General features: G+C 56.6%; 15 protein-coding genes and 2 pseudogenes. 11 read left to right on the top strand and 6 right to left on the bottom strand.

The annotated features are described in order from the left end of the window. Positions 1-131: 131 nt before the first annotated feature. The 4 genes and pseudogenes from FFI90_RS13380 to pelG all read left to right on the top strand — a co-directional run bounded on the left by FFI90_RS13380 (position 132) and on the right by pelG (position 4,005). Positions 132-791 carry a PelD GGDEF domain-containing protein gene (locus FFI90_RS13380; RefSeq protein WP_186317986.1) on the top strand — a complete coding sequence of 220 codons (660 nt, stop codon included), beginning with the start codon at positions 132-134 and terminating at the stop codon, positions 789-791. Next, on the top strand, positions 788-1,756 hold the full coding sequence (locus tag FFI90_RS13375) for a HEAT repeat domain-containing protein (protein WP_144778562.1): 969 nt from the start codon (positions 788-790) through the stop codon (positions 1,754-1,756). The genes FFI90_RS13380 and FFI90_RS13375 overlap by 4 nt, the downstream gene beginning before the upstream one ends. Continuing rightward, positions 1,753-3,286: pseudogene (gene pelF, locus FFI90_RS13370) on the top strand (GT4 family glycosyltransferase PelF). Before FFI90_RS13375 ends, pelF begins: the two are co-directional and overlap by 4 nt. After that, positions 3,286-4,005 (top strand): annotated as a pseudogene (gene pelG, locus FFI90_RS20210) (exopolysaccharide Pel transporter PelG). Before pelF ends, pelG begins: the two co-directional pseudogenes overlap by 1 nt. Before the next feature lie 2 nt (positions 4,006-4,007). Here the strand turns inward: pelG and FFI90_RS13360 are convergent. Next, positions 4,008-5,120: an S-(hydroxymethyl)glutathione dehydrogenase/class III alcohol dehydrogenase gene (locus FFI90_RS13360; RefSeq protein ID WP_144778561.1), complete on the bottom strand. Its 1,113-nt coding sequence runs from the start codon at positions 5,118-5,120 to the stop codon at positions 4,008-4,010. 115 nt (positions 5,121-5,235) lie between these two features. Between FFI90_RS13360 and FFI90_RS13355 the strand changes: the two genes are divergently transcribed. The 7 genes from FFI90_RS13355 to FFI90_RS13325 all read left to right on the top strand — a co-directional run bounded on the left by FFI90_RS13355 (position 5,236) and on the right by FFI90_RS13325 (position 11,600). Continuing rightward, positions 5,236-5,823 carry a TetR/AcrR family transcriptional regulator gene (locus tag FFI90_RS13355; RefSeq protein ID WP_144778560.1) on the top strand — a complete coding sequence of 196 codons (588 nt, stop codon included), beginning with the start codon at positions 5,236-5,238 and terminating at the stop codon, positions 5,821-5,823. A gap of 67 nt (positions 5,824-5,890) precedes the next feature. Next, positions 5,891-7,018: an alkene reductase gene (locus FFI90_RS13350; protein WP_144778559.1), complete on the top strand. Its 1,128-nt coding sequence runs from the start codon at positions 5,891-5,893 to the stop codon at positions 7,016-7,018. A gap of 33 nt (positions 7,019-7,051) precedes the next feature. Further along, positions 7,052-7,801 carry an SDR family oxidoreductase gene (locus tag FFI90_RS13345; RefSeq protein ID WP_144778558.1) on the top strand — a complete coding sequence of 250 codons (750 nt, stop codon included), beginning with the start codon at positions 7,052-7,054 and terminating at the stop codon, positions 7,799-7,801. A gap of 140 nt (positions 7,802-7,941) precedes the next feature. Then, positions 7,942-8,361, top strand: a complete 420-nt coding sequence (locus tag FFI90_RS13340) for a YkvA family protein (protein WP_144778557.1) — start codon at positions 7,942-7,944, stop codon at positions 8,359-8,361. A gap of 65 nt (positions 8,362-8,426) precedes the next feature. Beyond that, a complete protein-coding gene (locus tag FFI90_RS13335) occupies positions 8,427-9,203 on the top strand; it encodes a MotA/TolQ/ExbB proton channel family protein (protein ID WP_144778556.1) in 777 nt (258 codons plus the stop codon). A gap of 5 nt (positions 9,204-9,208) precedes the next feature. After that, a complete protein-coding gene (locus FFI90_RS13330) occupies positions 9,209-10,165 on the top strand; it encodes a flagellar motor protein MotB (RefSeq protein WP_144778555.1) in 957 nt (318 codons plus the stop codon). A 226-nt stretch (positions 10,166-10,391) separates the two neighbouring features. After that, complete coding sequence (locus FFI90_RS13325; protein WP_144778554.1) at positions 10,392-11,600, top strand: ammonium transporter; 1,209 nt, start codon at positions 10,392-10,394, stop codon at positions 11,598-11,600. 50 nt (positions 11,601-11,650) lie between these two features. On the opposite strand, the gene FFI90_RS13320 is transcribed toward FFI90_RS13325, so the two are convergent. The 5 genes from FFI90_RS13320 to FFI90_RS13300 are packed head-to-tail and all read right to left on the bottom strand — an operon-like array spanning position 11,651 to position 20,143. Next, complete coding sequence (locus FFI90_RS13320; RefSeq protein WP_144778553.1) at positions 11,651-12,739, bottom strand: lipocalin-like domain-containing protein; 1,089 nt, start codon at positions 12,737-12,739, stop codon at positions 11,651-11,653. Next, positions 12,736-15,039: an ABC transporter permease gene (locus FFI90_RS13315; RefSeq protein ID WP_144778552.1), complete on the bottom strand. Its 2,304-nt coding sequence runs from the start codon at positions 15,037-15,039 to the stop codon at positions 12,736-12,738. The genes FFI90_RS13320 and FFI90_RS13315 overlap by 4 nt, the downstream gene beginning before the upstream one ends. Further along, entirely contained in the window at positions 15,036-15,716 is a 681-nt protein-coding gene (locus tag FFI90_RS13310) for an ABC transporter ATP-binding protein (RefSeq protein WP_144778551.1), read from the bottom strand. Before FFI90_RS13310 ends, FFI90_RS13315 begins: the two co-directional genes overlap by 4 nt. A 24-nt stretch (positions 15,717-15,740) precedes the next feature. Then, positions 15,741-18,908 (bottom strand): efflux RND transporter permease subunit, encoded by a 3,168-nt coding sequence (locus tag FFI90_RS13305; RefSeq protein ID WP_144778550.1) that lies wholly within the window; start codon positions 18,906-18,908, stop codon positions 15,741-15,743. Then, positions 18,905-20,143, bottom strand: a complete 1,239-nt coding sequence (locus FFI90_RS13300; protein ID WP_144778549.1) for an efflux RND transporter periplasmic adaptor subunit — start codon at positions 20,141-20,143, stop codon at positions 18,905-18,907. The genes FFI90_RS13305 and FFI90_RS13300 overlap by 4 nt, the downstream gene beginning before the upstream one ends. Between the last annotated feature and the right edge of the window lie 12 nt (positions 20,144-20,155).

Genomic DNA, 20,155 nt, shown 5'->3' with positions numbered 1-20,155 from the left:
TTTTGACTCCAGTATCAGATTTCAGGGAAAGTGACTTCCGAATGACCATTCTTAGCTGGATTTGCCCTCTGGCTGTTTCCCGACCGAAATAGAAACATTCGCTGATGTTGCACAATCGACTCCCCCCGGAGATGACTCATCAGCGTCCGAACGCGGACCAAATTAGCGCCTTGCAAGAGCAGACGCTGGTTTCTGTGCATACAGCATACCGCGACAATCGAGACAACCTGGATACCAACCTGTTGCTGGCGCTGCCACTCATTGATTCTGAAAACACCATGATCGGAATGGTGACCGTTGAATCCATGCCATTTTTCAGCTTTCAGCCCAAAACCTTACGCCTACTGGCCATTATGGCCGGGCACATGGCGGATATGATTCAGGAACACCTTCGGATTCCCGAGCAGTCTACATCCGACTGGCGTCATTTTGAGTTCCAGCTGGCCCGGGTAATATCCGATGCCCGTGAACATAAACAGCCATCGGCCCTGATTCACTTCCCCCTCACCGATGCCACCACCGCTGCTCATATAACCCAGCGAATGCAGCAAATGCGCCGAGCCCGGGACGTAATCGCCAGTCCTTCCAACGCACCCGAAAACCAGCTGGCCATTCTGCTACCCCTAACTGATGAACTGGGCTGCGCGGCGTATCTACAGCGGCTAACAGACGATATCCGCCGGCAGTCAGGGCAAAACCTGGCATCTATCGCATGCATCCAGCATCAACAGATCAGCCGCACGATGAATAGCGCCGAGTGGCTTGACCGGGTTCAGAAGGAGCCTGCATGAATGGCTGGCTGATTTCGCTGGGATTGGCATTAGAGGTAGGCGGCATTGCTTCACTGTTCGCAGACCTCCCCCCTCGCGGCTCTTGCTACCTATTTAGCAATGCATGCGCTGGCCTTACACTGGTGTCCTTACCCCTGTTACCTGCCAGCTATCGACGCAAAAGCCTTCAAGCCGGCAGTTTTTTGTTCACACCGCAGTTTGCCACTCCCTTTATTGGCAGCATCGGTGTATTTGCTGGCATGTTGCTACCACTGCACTTGCCGCGCTCAACGCACAGTGTTCCATGGCAGGAAACAGCCATACCGGAATTGCCCTACAGCCCCGTAGATATGAACCAACAAATGATTTTCAGCGACGGCGGCCTGCGCGAAGTACTCAGAGAAGCCAATGCTCCCGAGAAACGCATGAAGGCATTGCTGGCCTCCCGTCAATTGACTGATAGTGAAGCAGTCAGCATTCTTCAGGAAGCGCTCAAGGACCCATCCGACGATGTCCGGCTGCTGGCGTACTTGATGCTGGAACAAAAAGAAAAGCACCAGACCACTCGGGCTCAAAGCCTGAAAAAACTTTTGGGGCAGCCTGATCACCCGGACCGTCACCGTCTAACCCGTCGGCTGGCCCATACCTGGTGGGAAATAGCCTATCTCGGTCTGGCACAAGGCGGACTCAAGCAGTACTACCTGGAAAACGCCCGGGATCTCCTGGCCGACCTGACCAAAACCATGTCCCGACACACTGACTGGCGCCTTCTGGGCCGGATCGAACTTGCGCTGAACCACGCCACTGCCGCCAATCGTGCATTCGAGGCCGCTCTTGCCAATGGTGCTCCACCAGAGCTGACTTATCCCTATCAGGCAGAAATGGCATTCCTGGCGCGGGACTTTCGCAAAGTACGCTTCCATCTCAACTGTTCACGGTTTCGCCCTATGCCCGCTGTAAAAGAGCTGATGGAGGGCTGGCTATGATCGGCCGCAAGCCTGTTCCAGCATCGCCAATAGCCGATATTACATTGCTACTGGAAGGCACCTACCCATTTGTTCGGGGGGGCGTTCGTCGTGGGTACATCAAATTATTACTGGCCTTCCACAATACCGTTTTTCGTTGGTTTTTATGGGTGGCGACCGCAACCATTACGGCAAGCAGCAATATAAGCTGCCGGACAACGTCGTGCATCTGGAATGCCATTATCTGATGGACAACCTGGCAGACGCCAAGCCCAAACCCAGCAAAGGCAAACGCACAGCGTTTGATACCCAGCGCAAACTACACGATCAGTTCCGCAGTAATGAGCCTGTACCAGCCGGGGTACTCAGCCAGGCTCTCCGTAATCTCGGGCGTAAAGCCGGAATCAGCAAAGAAGATTTTCTGTACAGCCAGGAAAGTTGGCAGATGATTGACGAAAGTTACCGCCAGTACTGCACAGAGCCCTCCTTCGTCGATTATTTCTGGACCGTAAGAGTCATGCATGCGCCGCTGTTCCGAATTGCGGAAATTGCCCGCAATATTCCGGCCACCCGAACGGTGCATGCCATCTCCACAGGGTACGCCGGGCTACTGGCGCAATGCTGAACGATATACGAGGCGTGCCTTTTATCCTCACCGAGCACGGCATCTACACCAAAGAGCGTAAAATTGACCTGTCGCAGGCTGAGTGGATACGGGATGTCAGCGACAAGGTCAGCACCAACCTCAACGACCAGCTTGGGTATATCCGGAAACTCTGGATCCGGTTTTTTGAGTCCTTGGGCCGCCTGGCTTATCAACAGGGCGACCCCATAATTTCCCTCTATCTGGGCAACCGGCAACGACAATTCGTTGACGGTGCCGACCCTGCCCGCACCCACATTGTTCCAAACGGAATTGACCCGCAACTTTTCGAAGGCGCTCTCGCTGCCCGGCCGAAAGACGTACCCATGATGATGGGCCTGGTTGGCCGAGTGGTTCCGATCAAGGACATCAAAACCTTCATTCGGGCCATGCGCTCCGTGTCCGAGGTTGTTCCGAACGTCGAAGGCTGGATTGTCGGCCCTGAAGAAGACCCGGCCTATGTAACCGAGTGTCGGGAGTTAGTCAGCAGTTTGGGTCTCGAAAGCTGCGTGAAGTTTTTGGGCTTCCAGAATGTGAACGACACACTGCCGTAACTGGGCCTGATGGTTCTGACATCTATTTCAGAGGCATTGCCACTGGTTATTTTGGAAGCCCAGGCCGCCGGGCTTCCATGCTTGGCCACGGATGCGGGCGCGTGCCGTGAACTTATTGAAGTCGGTACCGATGAAGGTAAAAACCTGGAGTGCAGCGGCGCAGTCGTTCCCATTGCTGATCCAGAAGCAACCGCCAGGGAGGCGATTCGGCTGCTTCTGGATGAATGGCTCTGGACTCAGGCAAGTGCCGTAGGGCTGAGACGCGTAAAACGCTACTACACACTGGACGCCAAGTTTGATTCCTATCGCACTATTCACGACACCGCAATTTCAACCGGGTACCGGGAAGACTGATGGCAGGCATTGGGTTTGAACTTCGACGCATTCTGAAGCGCGACAACCTGAGCAGCCTGTTCGGCGCTTACGGCCTGGCCAGTATTTTCAGCTCCGGCCCCTGGGTGCTGTCAGTGCTCGGGGTAATGCTGATTGGTATCGTCAGCCTCAGCCTGTCGGTTCGCGATATAGAGATCATCCAGTTTCTGGTATCCGTGACCTACCAGATGGCGATTTCCCTGACGCTCTCCGGGTTGTTCCAGCACGTCTTTACACGCTGGGTCGCCGACCGGCTCTATGAAAAGCGCAACGACTTAATACTACCCAGCATGATGGGCGTGCTTTAGCTCTCAACCCTGCTGGCGCTGGCAGGCGGTCTACCGGCCATACTCTTTCTGTTGCCGGACACCAGCGTTCTCTACATGCTGCTAATGCTGGCCAATTTCGTGGTGTTGTGGAATGTCTGGCCGGTAACCATCTTTCTTTCAGGCATGAAGTCCTATGGCCTGATCGTTGCCCTGTTTGCCGTAAGCTACACCACCGTCATTATCGCATCACTGCTGCTGGCCAGATTTGGTCTGGAAGGCTTGCTAGGCGGCTTGCTTTTGGGCCACGGCCTGTTGCTGTTGGCTATGCTGGCGCCACATTCTTGTCTTTCGTTATCGGCCTGGCCCTGCTGTCACGTAAATTTGACCTCCTGTAGTACGAAACCTTCATGCTCCAGGGGCGTTAACCAGTAGCTTTAGAAATGAATCACAGTGCGAATGCTCTTGCCTTCGTGCATCAGATCAAACGCCTTGTTGATGTCTTCCAGGGGCATTTCGTGGGTAATGAAAACATCCAGAGGAATCTCCCCTTTTTCGGCTTTTTCAACATAGCCTGGCAATTCAGTGCGGCCTTTTACGCCACCAAACGCTGAGCCTTTCCAGACCCGGCCGGTAACCAACTGGAATGGGCGGGTGCTGATCTCCTGCCCTGCACCGGCAACGCCGATGATAATGGACTCACCCCAGCCCTTGTGACAGCACTCCAGTGCGGAGCGCATCAGCTGAACGTTGCCCACGCACTCGAACGAGTAGTCTACGCCGCCGTCGGTCATTTCGATAATCACGTCCTGGATTGGCTTGTCATGATCTTTCGGGTTGACCACATCGGTGGCGCCGAGTTGCTGTGCAATCTCGAACTTCCCCGGGTTGATATCCACCGCAATAATACGTCCTGCCTTCGCCATTTTGGCCCCAATGATTGCCGCCAGGCCGATGCCGCCCAGGCCAAAAATTGCAACGGTTGCGCCTTCTTCAACCTTGGCGGTATTCAACACAGCGCCAATACCAGTGGTAACGCCACAACCCAGCAGGCACACTTTATCCAGGGGTGCTTCTTTGGGAATTTTAGCCAGGGAAACTTCCGGCAGAACTGTGTATTCCGAGAAGGTCGAGCAGCCCATGTAGTGGTACAGCGGCTCGCCTTTATAAGAGAAACGGGACGTGCCATCGGGCATCACGCCCTTACCTTGTGTTGCGCGCACGGCACCGCACAAATTGGTCTTACCCGAGGTGCAGAATTTGCACTCACCACACTCGGCGGTGTACAGCGGAATCACGTGATCGCCGACTTCAAGGCCGGTCACGTCTTCACCAAGGGCTTCAACAATACCGCCACCTTCGTGCCCCAGAATAGTCGGGAACAAGCCTTCAGGGTCTGCACCCGAAAGAGTATAAGCATCGGTATGGCAAACACCCGTTGCCACAATACGAACCAGAACTTCGCCTTTCCGGGGTGGTGCGACATCTACTTCTACAATTTCCAGCGGCTGATTGGCAGCAAAAGCCACGGCGGCACGGGATTTAATCACAGGATATCTCCTTGCAAGCAGAGTTATGGTTAGAGAGCTAAGGTTAAAGAATTACGGGTTATTCCGGATACCGAGAGTTTGACGAATTCTAGACGACCGGTCTAGTATGGACGCCATGACGACGAACGACACACGCAATCTAATCATTCAGACCGGAGCCGACCTTATCGGCACCAAGGGCTTTGGTGCAACAGGCATCAATGGCATTCTGACTGAAGCTGGCGTACCCAAAGGGTCGTTCTATCATTACTTTAGCAGCAAAAATGACTTCGGCCTTGCGATCATTGATACCTTCGCCGAGGAATACGATGCGAAGCTGGAACGGATTCTCAATGACACTAGCCGCTCCTGTATTGATCGCCTGCGCGCCTACTTCGATACCGGCTTTGATAATATGACCAGCTGCGACTGCACCCGTGGCTGCCTCATTGGCAACCTGGGCCAAGAGCTTGCCGGCCAAAATGAAGCATTCCGCGTGCGGCTGGACAAGGTTTTCTCCGGCTGGGAAAGCCGCTTCGAACGTTGCATTGCCGAGGCGCAAACCGCCGGCGACATTGGTACTGGAATTGACCCTTCAGATGCTGCCAGTTTCCTGCTTTCGGGCTGGGAGGGCGCAATCCTGAGATCCAAAGTTGTGAAATCAACCGAGCCGATGGAACGGTTTGTTCGGGTATTTTTCACCCGGTGTCTTGGCGTTGGCTGATTTTTTTCGCGCACTTACTAGTAGACTGGTCTAATTAATATTCGTTAATCTGAGAAGAGACTGTTTTATGAGCAACCAAAACCCGAATGACCCATTGTTTCAGCCGTTGAATATAGGTGGCCTTACACTACCTAACCGGGTCCTGATGTCTCCACTAACCCGTTCACGCGCAAGCCAGCCGGGCGATATTCCAAATGACATGAACGCCCGCTACTACCAGCAAAGAGCCAGTGCCGGACTGATCCTGAGCGAAGCCACTCAAATCTCACCGCAAGGTAAAGGCTACGCTTTCACACCGGGCATTCACTCTCAGGACCAGATTGATGGCTGGAAAAAGGTTACTGACGCTGTGCACTCCGCCGGTGGCCGCATTCATATGCAGCTATGGCATGTGGGCCGCATTTCACACCCGGAACTACAGCCAGACGGTAACCAGCCAGTCGCTCCCTCCGCTATCAAACCGGAAGGTGCCAAGACCTTTATCAGTGCCGACTCCGGCATGGTGGACGTGCCCGAACCCCGTGCGCTGGAAACCCACGAGATGGCCGGCATTGTGGAGCAATATCGCCAGGGCGCGCTGAACGCACAGAAAGCCGGATTTGACGGTGTTGAGGTTCACGCCGCCAATGGCTATCTGTTGGACCAGTTCTTGAAGAGCGGCAGCAACCATCGTACCGATGAATACGGTGGCTCTCTGGAAAATCGCCTGCGCCTGCCGCTGATGGTAATCCAGGCCGTCATCAATGTGTGGGGCAAAGACAAAGTGGGCGTTCGTGTTGGCCCAACCGGAAGCTTTAACGCCATGCATGATGACAAGCCGATTGAAACCTTTGGCGCCTTTGCCAAACACCTGAACGACCTGGGAATCGCGTATCTCGAGGTGGTTGAGGACTCGTTCCAGGGTAATCACGCCAATGGTCGCCCGGAAGAGGTTATTACGGCGATCCGGGCTGTTTATAAGGGCACCTACATCGCCAACGGCGCCTATACCGCCGAGGAAGCCCGCAGGCGTATCAGTGAAGGCCTCTGCGACCTGGTTACCTTCGGCCGTCCGTTTATTGCCAACCCGGATCTGCCAGAGCGCTTCCGCGAGAATGCACCTCTCAACGAATGGGATGACAGCACGTTCTACGGGGGCGGAGAGCACGGCTATACCGACTACCCCACACTGGAAGAACTTGAAACTAACGCTTGATCAGAATTTTTTGATCCAAAGAGGAGAAATACTATGAGCAACACTAACGATCCGATTAACAGCAAGGTTGTCATCATCACCGGTGCCAGCAGCGGCCTGGGCGAATCCACCGCCCGTCGCCTGGCCGACCGTGGTGCCAAACTGGTACTGGCAGCCCGCAGAGAAGACCGCCTGAAGACTTTGGCCGACGAGCTAACGGCAAAAGGTGCTGAGGTCTTGTGGCAAGTTACCGATGTCACCGATCGCAAACAGGTAGAAAGCCTGTCTGCTTCGGCCAAGGAAAAATTTGGCCGAATCGATGTTCTCATCAACAACGCTGGCCTTATGCCTCTGGCACCGCTGGATGCCCTCAAGGTAGACGAGTGGGAACAGATGATAGACGTCAACATCAAAGGCGTTTTGTACGGCATTGCGGCTGTGCTGCCCACCATGCGCGAGCAACACAGCGGGCACGTGATCAACTTGTCTTCGGTTGCCGGGCACAAGGTGTTTCCGGGCGGCGCGGTTTACTGCGCAACCAAATACGCAGTCAGAGCTCTGTCTGAAGGCTTGCGCATGGAAGCCGGTGACGAGATTCGCAGCACCAACATTTCACCGGGTGCTATAGCCACCGAATTGACCAGCACCATCACCGATCCCAATGCAGCGGAAGCGGCGGAAGAGCTCTACAAGGTCGCCATCGACGCCGACGCGGTTGCCCGTGCCATTGTCTACGCGATTGAACAGCCGCATGATGTGGATATCAACGAGATTATCCTGCGCCCTACGGCGCAAGAGATGTAACTCTGCGTTCAGGTTGAGATCTGTCCAGATAACCTTTTCAGCTGCCCCAAGCGTATCATTTTGATCGCCAGGGCAGTTAGAAGGGGGCCTGCAACGCAAAATCCGGCCATCCATCGCTTTCCCACAGAGGACATTTGCTCATGGCTCTGTTCAGTCAGAAGAATGCACGCAAACAGTTGAATGCAGAAGCAGAGAAAGTAAACCGAGCCGACCTGGAAACTCTGCTGGAACGACAGAAATCCATAGAGGAAAAGGTTAAAGGCAGTGGAAAACTGGAGCGGTTCAGCGCCGACATCAAACTGATGTTTTCCATGATCCGCGACTACTGGAACGGCAGCTACCGCAACGTTCCCTGGAAGAGCATCGCCGCCATGGCGGGCGCGCTTTTGTACGTGATGAACCCGCTGGACTTCATTCCAGACCTGATTATTGGCATTGGCTTTGTGGACGATGTTGGCGTGGTTGCACTATGTTTGAAGCTGGTTGAATCGGATCTGCACACGTACGCTGCCTGGAAAGAAATAAAAGAAGAAGCCGGACAAACGGCACAAGCGGATTGATTGAATAATGAACTACAGGTAATCTCACCACCCTACTTTAAATCGTCAAATCCTCTGGAGAGCACGTGGATTTCGCCACCCTGATCGGCCTTATTGGCGCTATCTTTCTTATTGTAACTGCCGTTGTTCTTGGCGCGGCCCCAGACGTTTTCCTCAATTCCGCATCCCTGCTGATTGTTGTCGGTGGAACCCTGCTGGTTGTGCTCGCCAAATTCAGCATTCCGCAGTTTCTTGGGGCCTTCAAAGCGGCGGCCCGGGCGTTCAAGTTCAAGCTCCCGGAGACCCAGACCAGCATTGAAGAGCTGGTGGACGTGGCCAATGTCGCCCGCAAAGAAGGCGTGCTCGGTCTTGAAGGGCGCGATGTTGCCTCTCCGTTCCTTGGTAACGGCATACAGATGCTGGTAGACGGCCAGACGGGCGAGACGATCAAGCATCTCCTGGATAAAGAGCGTTTGATGACTCTGGATCACAATCGATCCGGCGCCAAGGTGTTTACAGCCATGGCGGATGTGGCGCCGGCAATGGGTATGATCGGTACACTGATCGGCCTGGTACAGATGCTCTCCAACATGGAAGATCCCAAGTCCATCGGCCCGGCTATGGCCGTGGCGCTGCTAACCACGCTTTACGGTGCCATGATTGCGACCATGATCGCCACCCCTATCGCCGACAAACTGTCCCTGCGAATGACAGAAGAAGCCCGACTGCAGATGCTTTACACAGATGCACTGGTGGCCATTCAGCAGGGTACAAACCCGCGTATTATTGAACAGATGCTCTCCAGCTACCTGCCTCCAAGCCAGCGTGACAAAGCGCCTGAGGCGGAGGCCGCCAGCGGATAAGCCCCATGGATGAGCTGCCAGAAGAGGAAAAACCGGGCATCCCGGCCTGGGTTGTGACTTTTGCCGACCTGATGTCGCTGCTGATGTGCTTCTTTGTGCTTCTGTTGTCGTTTTCTGAAATTGACGCGATGAAGTTCAAACAGATTGCCGGTGAACTCTCAAAGGCGTTTGGCGTTCAGCGCGACGTGCCGGCGCTGGAGATTCCGCAGGGTACCAGTCCGATTTTCGACAAGTTTTCTCCCGCGCCCCCCGAGCCAACGCTGGTCAACGAAATAAAGCAGACAACAACCGATCAGCAGCCGGAGCTGCAGACTCTGAAGAGTACGACGGAAGAGGCGCTGGAAGCGGCTGCGCAGGAATCTCTTGAGACCAGCACCGCGCGCATCCGGGAAGTTCTTGATGAGGCCATTGACGATGGCCGTATTACCGTGGAAAAAGATCAGGATCAGCACCGTATCGTCATACGAGTAGAGGAGAAAGGCTCATTCCCTTCTGGCTCGGCAGAGCTGACCTACGAGTTTGAGGGCCTGCTTCTGGAGATGGCGAAAGTGCTGGCAGATATGCCAGGCAAGCTTATGGTGGAAGGGCATACCGACGACATACCAATACGGACGTCCCGCTTCTACAGCAACTGGGATCTTTCCGCCGCCCGCTCCGCAGCGGTGGCCAACGTTTTGCTGGCCACCGGCGATGTTGAGCCCACTCGGTTGGCTGTTAAAGGGCTAGCCGACACTGAGCCCAGAGTGGAAAACGCTTCAGCAGAAAGCCGCGCGAAAAACCGGCGCGTGGAGATCATCATTGATCTGTCCGAACCTCTGGAGGAGCAAGGCATGCGGCTTCGTGAGCTTATAGAAAAAGATGCCAGAGAACGCGAAGCCATTATCGATATTCGCCCCATCACCATTAGCCCGGGGGAGGATTCGAACTCAGAGCCGGATTCAAGCGGTCTTATTACCTGGTAGCCACCGGGAACACCCCTAACGCCCAATTCAGTGCACGCTCGCAAAAAGTGCATTGATTAGGTGCGATAACAAAACCCATACCCTCGATTTTTTGCCCCGGTTTCCTGCCAAACCTACAGCCCCCGGCAATTCGCCTTGTTTTGGAACACTTATTGCTGGTTCTGCCCTCAGTTAACGCACACAGCCCGCCAGAGACTGGTAACCCGAACATCAGGAGAGAAAACCTGTGGACATCACGAGTGCAGTACACACCCTGACTGAAAGCGCCAATACACTGTTCATTCTCATCGGCGCCATCATGGTACTGGCGATGCATGCCGGCTTTGCCTTTCTGGAAGTGGGCACGGTGCGACATAAGAACCAGGTCAACGCCCTGGTTAAAATCATGACCGACTTCGGCGTCTCCGCAGTGCTCTATTTCTTTGTCGGTTACTACATAGCCTACGGCAGCCATTTCATGGTCGGAGCCGTTGAACTTACAGCCAATAACGGTTACGAACTGGTCAAGTTCTTCTTCCTGATGACCTTTGCAGCAGCGATCCCGGCCATCGTCTCCGGCGGCGTTGCAGAGCGCGCAAAGTTCTACCCCATGTTGATCGCGTCCGGCGTAATTGTCGGGCTGGTTTATCCGTTCTTCGAGGGACTGATCTGGAACGGTAACTATGGTTTTCAGAGCTGGCTGGAGAGCCGGTTTGGCGCCGCATTCCATGACTTTGCAGGCTCCGTTGTGGTGCATGCCATGGGTGGCTGGGTTGCTCTGGCGGCTATTCTCCTGCTTGGCGCCAGGAACGGACGCTATCGCAATGGCCGAGTGGTGGCCTTCGCCCCATCAAACATCCCTTTCCTGGCTCTGGGTGCCTGGATCCTGACCGTCGGCTGGTTTGGCTTTAACGTCATGTCTGCGCAGACCCTTGATGGTGTCAGTGGCCTGGTGGCTGTAAACAGCCTCATGGCTATGGTTGGAGGCATTCTGGTCGCCATGGTAGTGGGCAAAAAAGATCCCGGTTTTATTCACAACGGGCCGCTGGCGGGACTGGTCGCCGTGTGCGCAGGCTCCGATCTTATGCACCCTGTTGGTGCGCTTGTTACTGGGGCCGTGGCCGGCGGTCTCTTCGTGTATCTGTTCGAATGGGCCCAGGACAAAATCGAGCGCCTGGATGATGTTCTGGGCGTATGGCCTTTGCACGGTGTTTGTGGTGTCTGGGGCGCGATTGCCTGCGGTATCTTCGGTCAAGAAGCCCTGGGCGGACTCGGTGGTGTGAGCCTGATGTCTCAAATCATCGGCGCCATGGCAGGCGTAACCGTGGCCTTTGTTGGCGGCCTGATCGTTTATGGTGCCGTTAATGCCATCTCAGGCTTGCGCCTGAGTGAGGAAGAAGAGTTCAACGGTGCGGACATCAGTGTTCACCGTATCGGCGCGACCGCAGTCGAATAAGCACCCGGGGGTTTACACCCTGCAACAGGCGCTCATTTGAGCTAACCGGCTCACTGCGTTCTATAACCAGTCAGTTCCATATAGCCCTCGCCGGAGTGACTGCCTGATACGTTGACAGGGCTTTCCCAATAGGGGTAAAGCCCCCGGTTAAGATAGTCACCGGGTGGTGCATTCAATTGCAGTTCTACCTGATAAGCCGGGATGCTGAGCTGCCAGCGCACGGGCACATCCTTGCGCCGTTCCAGCTCCTTCAGGCTCAGCTCTTCAGAGCTCAATCGCACGGGATCTCCTTCCGCGGGAAGCCAGGTGCCTGATAAAAAACTGCCGCTGTCATCCCGCAAGCGAAAAGCCATCAACTTGTCACCGCTATCCAGGTGCAGTGCAAACCAGTCCCAGCCTTTTTGTCCGGTTTTCAGCAGCTGGCTGCTCCATTCCCGATCAAACCAGCCCTTGCCTCTGACCACCAGCACCTCGCCATCCAGCGTCACCTCACCGGTAATGGCAATGTCTACCAAACTGAAATACATCGAGCCTTCCCCGCTGGCGGATTTGGCGCTGAACCCTTCCTCGCCGTGGGCCACGGGCGCGCCCTCAATGCTCAGGGTCAGGTCATAGCTCCAGCCATCACCAGCAGCTTGCAGGTGCCAGCGATCGTTATCAGCGTTACCTCTCAGCTGCCAGTTATCCAGCCATACCTTAAACGGAACGGCGGTTGCGCCCGCACTCCCCATGTCACCCCGGGCAAGTTTTTCTGCAAAATAGTGCTGGCCCTTCCAGCTTACGGCACCATGGGCCATCCAGGCGGCTTGCAGCGGCCAGTCAGTTGCCGCAGGCGCAGGCTCGCTTGCGGCTCTGGGTTCAAGTGCCTGTCGGAACTGTGTCCATTGCAGCCCCAGAGGCTCGCCGACGGCCGTTTCAAGATTTGCGGTAAGGTACCACCACTCAATGCGATGCTGCGGATGCGGCCCGAAATCGGCAGGAAAGCTCAGCCGGACCCCTGGGCCTGGCTGCAAATACAGCGTATCGGATACAGCGCCTTGCTCAAGCCCTGCCAGGCCAGCAAAACCTTCATCCCCGGTATCGCCGGAGCAACCAGCAAACAGCAAAAGCCCCAATAGCAAACCCATGCGCCGATTCATCGCTCATCTCCGGTCAGAGCGCTGGCGGATGCAGGCGCAACGGCGGGACTACCAAGCTGCCGACGCATCAGTGCCGCGATGCTCAGGCCAATAGCCAGGCTGAGAATACAAAGCTCCAGCCAGAACGCCGGATACACGGCCATAGGCAACGACCAGCCAAACGCCAAAGGGTTGATCCGATGCACCAAAACCCAGGTTAGCCAGATGCCCAGAGGCAAGGCCAATACTGCGATACCTCCGGTTAATAAAAGCGCCAACCGCTGCAACTGATCTGCAACCTCACGCTGCGACATGCCCCAGACCACCAATAACCGGAAGTACCAGGCCCGGGTCGAGAAAAATACCCAACCCATCATCAGCAACGCGGAAGCAGCCAGAATCAGAGTCAGAAGTGTCATGGCGCGAGTGAGCGCAAAGGTCTGATCAAACACACCGGTGGCCAGCTCACGGATCGTGCCATTGTCTCTCACCGTTAGCGCATTTACGCCCCAGATTCGCTGAAGCGCATCGGTAACCGGCGCGATTCCGGGCTCACCGGGCGAAACGGATATGCTCTCGAAGCGGATGTTGAACGTTTCGGGCAGGGTTTCAGCGTTCAACAGAACTTCACCCACAGGCCGACCATAATCCGGGTAAACGCCCAACACCGAAAATGCCTGTGGCTGATCACCAACAATCAGTTGCAAGCTGTCACCAACTTCAAGCCGCTGCCGGCGCGCCAGCTGCTCGTTAATCATCCCACCTTCGCCTGAGGCCAACGTTTCCCAAGGCTGATCTGCCGCTTCCACTAACGCCCATGCGCGCATCAGGGAGCCCACGGGTGAGACCGCAAACACATCCACTTGAAGGCTGCCCGCGTTTGCCAGCTGGGCCTGCCCCCGAACCACTCTGTGCCACTGCAAGCCGGGAATGCTCGCTTGCTGGCTGGTCAGCCATTCCGCCGCTTTGCGCCCGTCGGCCCCTGCGGGCACTTCAATGTAATAAGCGGCCTCCAGTCGCTGCCCCAGCCAACGATCAAAGGTATCCTCAAAGGTGGTGACGAGCGCCTGAACTGAAAGCACCATGGCAAGGGCAAACTGTAAAGCAACTAGTGGCAATGTCAGTTGGCGCGCCAGCACCGCCAGTTCCCGATAGCGCCACCGGGCAAGTGGGACTTGCGAGCGATCTGCGCACCAGTAGGCGAGATGGGCAACAGCTGCCGGTGTCAGCCAGCCGGCACCGGCGAAAACCAGAGCCACGGCCCCAAACACCCATGCCAGCGATGGTCCCAGCCAGGCCAGGACCAACCCGGCTACCAGCAAGGCCGTCGCCAATCCGGCCCGAACGGGCACTGGCAAAGAAAGGCGGCCGCGGAACCTGAGCAAAATCAGATCCCCCAGGCAGGCAAGCACCACCACCGCCAGCATTACCAGCACCGGCGTTATCCAACCGTGCCCCTGACCAGCATAAAGGGGAATATCAAACAGCCCATCAAGAGCCTGTCCAAACCCGCCCCCTAGCCCTGCCGCCAGCCATCGGCCCAACCAAACGCCGGGCACAACGCACACCAGCGCCAGCACCAGGATTTCCAGAACCAGCCAACGTTGAACCTGCTCTGGTGACACGCCAAACCGGTGCAGTAAGACAAAACTGGCCCGGCGCTGCGCCAGCCCCAGCAGATAAACAGCGCGCAATAACAGTGCCGTGATCAGCAGTACCAACACTCCCAGAGCTTCGAGATTGAGCAGAAAGCTGTCTCCGAGTTCGCCGGTGTCTGGGCTGGTTGCGAAGGTTTTCAGGGAGTAGCCACCCGGCAGATCAGTAGCTTGGGTGGCTTCAGGTGTCAGCAGGTACAATCGGCTTTCGCGGGCGCTGACACCGGCTGCGGCGTACACATCCACAAACGGTTTGCCATCAAGGGGCTGATCCAGCGCCTGGGATGCACCGGTTCCAGCCCCGAAACAGTGGGCAGCCAGCGGATCAATCCCCACAAGGCGGCTTCCGGTTTCCGGGGTTACCTCCAGCCAGGGCATGACGCACACACCGGCAAGGCGCAGGGCTACGAAATCGTCAATGGCCAGAGCACGGCCATCGTTTCGCACCACTTGCTGGCGTTCCGCCACCGCCTGCTCGCTCTGGTTCAGGCTTGCTCTGGCCTGGCTGGTGAGGTGGTTCACACCCGTCCACAACATGGTGGCAATAACAATCATGGCCGCCAGAGCAAGTAATTGCAGCGGATGGCGGCGATAATGGCTGAGCAGGCCCCCGGGCAGGAAGAAAGTGTGGAAGGTGGGTGGGAAGAGAGACGGGAGGCCTTTCATATGGCGTTCAGGTGGCCAAGATCCAGATGCTGTTGGCAACCGGCAGCAAGTTCAGAGTCGTGGGTAGCCAGTATCAGACCACAGCCATGGCGGGCCTGAAGGTCGAACAGCACCCGGGTAACATCGTCGGAGGTATGGCGATCGAGGCTTCCTGTGGGCTCGTCCGCCAGAATCAGCGCAGGCTCCATGGCGAACACCATGGCCAAAGCGGCGCGCTGGCGCTGGCCACCGGATACCTGATCCGGATAGCGGTGCGCCAGCTCACCAATGTCCAGGCGGGTCAGCCAGTCCTCACTGTTTGCCGGATCACGACCGGCAAGCTGGGCGCGAAACCGCACATTCTCCAGCAGCGACAGCGCGGGCATCAGGTTCGCGTCCTGAAACACCACGCCAATATGCTGTCGACGCAACGCCGACCATGCTTTTGCTGTTCGAAGCACCGCTGTGCCGCCAGCCTCAAAAACCTGGCCATGCATGACGATAGTGCCGGTATCCGCCAGTTCCAGGCCACACAACAGATTCAGCAGGGTGCTTTTGCCGGAACCGGAGCGGCCGGTCAGCGCCAACGACTGACCCTGCCCGAGCGTAAATGACAGCTTTTCAATGACCGGGACGGGTTCATTACCGCTGACAAAATGCTTGCTCAGGCCTCGAACAGCCAGCAGAGATTCAGTCATAAAGGTACCCCTTCGTACTGCCGCTTATGGTTCCGCCGCTCCCAGTGGTTCTGGCTCCCTACCGTGACGCCTGGCCCGCCATTCGCGGAACTGTTCCAGCCAGGATAACAGGGCCGGAATAACCAGAAGCACCAGTACCGTCGACAACCCCAAACCAAACGCAATAGACGTGGCCATGGGGATCAGGAACTGCGCCTGCAGTGAGGTTTCAAACAGCAGCGGCAGCAAACCACCAATTGTCGTCAGCGACGTCAGCAGCACAGCACGTACGCGCTGCACAGCCGCTTCGTTCAGCGCCTCGTTGATGCCCAGACCCTTCTCACGCTGATAATTGTAGAAAGACACCAGAATGATGGCGTTGTTCACTACGATGCCGGCCAGACCAAACAACCCGAACAGCGATAAAACTGTAAGCTGTAGGCCCATCAGCCAGTGCCCCAACAAGGCGCCGACCAGGGCGAAGGGAATAATCGCCATCACGATCAGCGGCAAGCTCCAGGAGGAAAACACCCAGGCTAATATCACATACATCAACGCCACGCCGATCAACAAACCGGTTTTCATATCTGAAATGGTTTCCCTCTGATCCGCCGACCGGCCTTCAAAGCTGTAGCGCACGTTGTAGCGGCTGGCAATATCCGGCAAGGCATCGGCCTGAAGGCTTTCAATAATCTGCGCCGTAGTACTTACACGGGTGTTCAGGGCGGAAGTCACTTCCACAGCAAGCATGCCGTCAGCATGGCGTAAAGCTTCAAAACCCTGACGATGATCCAGATTCATTACCTGCCCGAGGGGCACAAAGCGTCCGTCCGGTATGCGCACCGAAACGCGAGACAGTGTGGATAAACGCTCACGCTGATCCCGGGGCAACTGCACCCGCACTTCCATCTCATCACGCCCGTCCTGGTAGATCTGGGCAATCCGGCCATCGAAGGCTGCCCGCAGCTGGCTGCCCAAATCGGTCGTGGTGAGGCCCAACGCCTCGCCATAGGCACTGGCCTTATAGATAAGCTGTTCCCGGCCCCAGGGCATGTCATCTTCCACATCCAGCACGCCGGGCAGAGTCGATAACGCCTGTGCCAGTTCTTCAGCGGCAAACTTCAGTTTTTCCGAATTATCACCAGTCAGGCGCACATTCACATCCCGGCCCGGCGGCCCCGCCTGACGCTCGGAAATGGTCAGGTTATCCAACCCGGCCGGCAGGGTCAGGCGGCTGCGCCATTCCCTGATGAATTCCGGGTTGCGCACCGGGCGCTGATCCGAAGGCACCAGCTCAATCATGATGGAACCCAGCTCATCACCGGCCCGGGAGCTGCCCCCTGCGCCCAGTGTGGAACCTTCCGTGGTAACTGCGTGCAATACAAGGTTACCGCCCAACGCCGATTCCGTGTCATTCAATGCCTTTTGCATATCGACCATAAATCGGTCAACCGTTTTACTGTCTGTGCCTGCAACAAAGCTGGCGTTGGCGTAGAGCACCGAGGGCTCGGGCGTCGGAAAAAAATTGAACCCGAGGCGGCCACCGGCAAGCAATCCAACAGTCACCAGTGCCAGCGCCAGAACAAAGGCCATGGTGATACCGCGGTGCTCCAGGCTACGCTGGGAAAACCGGCGAAACGGGCCTTCGCGGAAACGATCAAACCGGCGCTCAAAACCGGCACGAAAACGTGCAATGGGATTACGACTCGGCTGTGCAGGTTCTGATGCCCCCTTAGTCGTTTTCCGGGGCTTGAAGGCATGCCGCAAGTGCGCAGGCAGCACAATAAAACACTCCAGCAGCGAAGCAATAAGCACACAAATCATGACGACCGGTATATCGCCAAGAATATTGCCGATGACACCACCCACAACCAGCAGCGGCATAAAGGCGGCGACCGTGGTCAGGGACGAGGCCAGCACTGGCCACACCATACGTTTTGCAGCGCCTTCCGAGGCGTAAATGGAGGCTTCGCCCATGCGGGCATGGGCGTCAGCGTCCTCCCCCACCACAATGGCATCGTCCACAATCACCCCCAGCGCCATGATCAACGCGAAAAGAGAAATCATGTTGATTGAACCGCCAATCAGCCAGAGCACGCCGAGAGCCGCCAGAAACGCCGTTGGAATTCCCACAGCAACCCAGAATGCGACACGCCCCGGAAGGAACAGATAGAGCAGACACACAACCAGTATCAGCCCGCTAAGGCCATTACTGGTCAAAAGGGAAATGCGGTCATTCAGAAGCTGCCAGGTCTCATCGTAAACCTCCAGCTCTATCGAAGGAGGCAGTGTAGCCCGCGTTTCGTCGAGCCATTGCTGCAGAACCTTTGCTGCAGCCAGGGAATTACCATTTTCTGAACGCTGGAGTTGCAGTTCAATGGCCGGAAACCCGTTGCGGGTGAGAGTAACCTGACTGTCCCTATCTTCCTGGCGGACCTCAGCGATATCGCCAAGCCGCAACTGCGTGCGTTCGCCACTGAGAACAGGCACGGATTCGAATGCCTGCGGGCTGCGCCGCTGTTCAACAGATCGTAGCTCACGGGCCGCATCCTGCTGGGCCATTATGCCGGCTGGCAAATCCCGTGAAACAGAGGCCACCCGATCGGCAACCTGCCCCAGTGTGAGCCCCAGCGTCTCCAACCTTTCCACCGGAACATCAATGCTGATTTGCTGCTCCGGCAAACCCTGGAAAGAGATTCGGTCTATACCCTGCTGCAGGAGCTCGTCTTCATAGCGGTAAGCCAAAGCTCGAAGCTCGCTACGATCAACATCCCCGAACATCAGCAAACGGGCGACAGGCTCGTAGCGTTCAAGCCGGGCAACCCGAGGCTCCTCGGCGTCAGCGGGGAAATTATTGAACTCATCCACCTGCTGGCGCACATCATCCAGCGCGGTAATCGGATTGGTACCTTCCTGAAACTCCAGAGTGATGGACGCCACGCTCTGGGCTGAGGTGGATGTCATCTTTTTGAGCCCATCCACACTGCGCAGGCGCTGCTCCAGAGGATTGGTAATACCCTGCTCCACATCTTCTGCAGAGGCACCACTCCAGACCACGCGCACGCTGACCACATCGAGCGCAAAGGTAGGAAAGAACTGAACGTTCATGCGAGTAAGAGCCAACGCACCGGCAAGCAACATCATAAGCATCACTAGGTTGCCAGCAACCTTGTGATGCACAAAGAAACCGATGACGCCCTTTTTACGCCTCATTGTACCGGGCTCTCATCGCCGGTCACGTCTACTTTCAGCCCGGTGAGGGCATTGGGCAGGTGCGTGACAATCAAGCGCGCACCAGGTTTCAGTGCCTCGCCAGCAATCAGAAGGCGGCGCTCACCATTCGCCGAGAGAGCTTCACCCACACGCTCTACGAGAACTCGCCGCATGCGGTTATCGTCTGTCATCAGGTACACGCTGTCAGCGCCATACAGGGCGCTGAACGGAACAGCGACCGTTGCGCTGCGCGCTGGTCGTTCAAGGCTGACTGGCAGCAGAGCACCCGGGCGCAGGCCCCCGGCGTCTCCGGCCAGAGCAAGAATCGCCTCGGTTCCGGCAGGGTCGCTGGTACCCGCGAAGCGCTCGAATCGAAAGCGAATTTCCCGCTTGTCACTGTAAGCATAAAGGTCCTTGCCTTCAGCCAGCGCTCCTGACAGCTCGGCCCGGTACATATCGGGCACCCGGGCACGAAGCTCAAGACCCTTTACGGCGTAGACAGAGAACAATTTCTGATTTCGGGATACCTGATCGCCAACGGCTACCTGAACATCTGTCACAACACCATCAAACCGGGCAACGACCCGGGACCGTTCAGCATCACGCTGCGTTGTCGCGAGCGTTGCCTCGGCCTGGGCCAGCCTGGCTTCTAGGCTTTGCAGACGTGCCGGATGTTCATCAATCGCGCGTTGCCGAACACTGAGGACGAGCTCGGCTCTGGCTGCGCCGTCCGTCACGCTCTCCAGATTCTCACGGGAAGCAAGGTTGCGCTCTACCAGAGAGCGGGTACGTTCCAGTTGCCGGCGGGCGTTGGCCAGAATCGCCTGCTCGCTTTTGAGCGCGGCCTGATCATTGCGGTAGCGCACCTGTTCAGATCGAATCTGTGCCTCAAGGTCGGCCACCTGAGCTTTCGCTTGGGCCAGAACCGGCTCAATATCCTGTGTATCCAGAGCCACCAGCAGATCACCGGCATTCACCCTCTGTCCCTCAGCCACAGGCCGCTCACCAATGCGGCCGGCCAGAGTTGCAACCACTGACACCTGTTCAGGTGCCACCACCTCGCCATACAGAGGCAGTAACGGGTTGTGTACGCCCGGCTTGACCACCTGCACCTGCACCCGCCAACTGCGTTCAGTGGCGCTCACTTGTGCAGGCTCCGGGCGAGTCATTTTAAGAAACAGGAAACCGAGAATACCGACTGCCAGGATAACTACAGGTATAAGCCGTTTGGACATTGCGTATTCGCC

This window comes from Marinobacter maritimus, assembly GCF_007671675.1.
In the GTDB taxonomy this organism is placed as follows: Bacteria; Pseudomonadota; Gammaproteobacteria; order Pseudomonadales; family Oleiphilaceae; genus Marinobacter; species Marinobacter maritimus.
The sequence above is the reverse complement of the archived record's forward strand: the minus strand, read 5'-3'. Positions and strand labels throughout refer to the sequence as shown.